The organism is Cellulomonas sp. GbtcB1 (assembly GCF_019091725.1).
Classification (GTDB): Bacteria; Actinomycetota; Actinomycetes; order Actinomycetales; family Cellulomonadaceae; genus Cellulomonas.
The window spans coordinates 1-232 of record NZ_JAGXJG010000631.1; the positions used below are offsets into that span (position 1 = coordinate 1).

Annotated in this window: 1 pseudogene; it reads left to right on the forward strand. The window is 78.9% G+C overall.

Features of this window, described 5'->3' with window-relative positions:
- Window positions 1-68 precede the first annotated feature (68 nt).
- Window positions 69-232 (forward strand): annotated as a pseudogene (locus KVT14_RS22860) (histidinol-phosphate transaminase); the annotation flags it as partial.

Genomic DNA, 232 nt, shown 5'->3' on the forward strand with positions numbered 1-232 from the left:
CGCCGCCCCGCGGGCGCCGCCTGTGGACGACCGGCGTCCCGCGGCCGGGGCGCCGATACGATCGCCCGGTGACCGCACCCGACACCGCCCCCCAGGCCGCGCGGCCCGTGCTGCCGGTGCGCCCCGTGCTGGCCGGCGAGGTGCCCTACGGCGCCCCGCAGCTCGACGTGCCGGTGCTGCTCAACGTCAACGAGAACCCCTACCCGCCGTCGCCGCAGGTCGATGCGGGCAT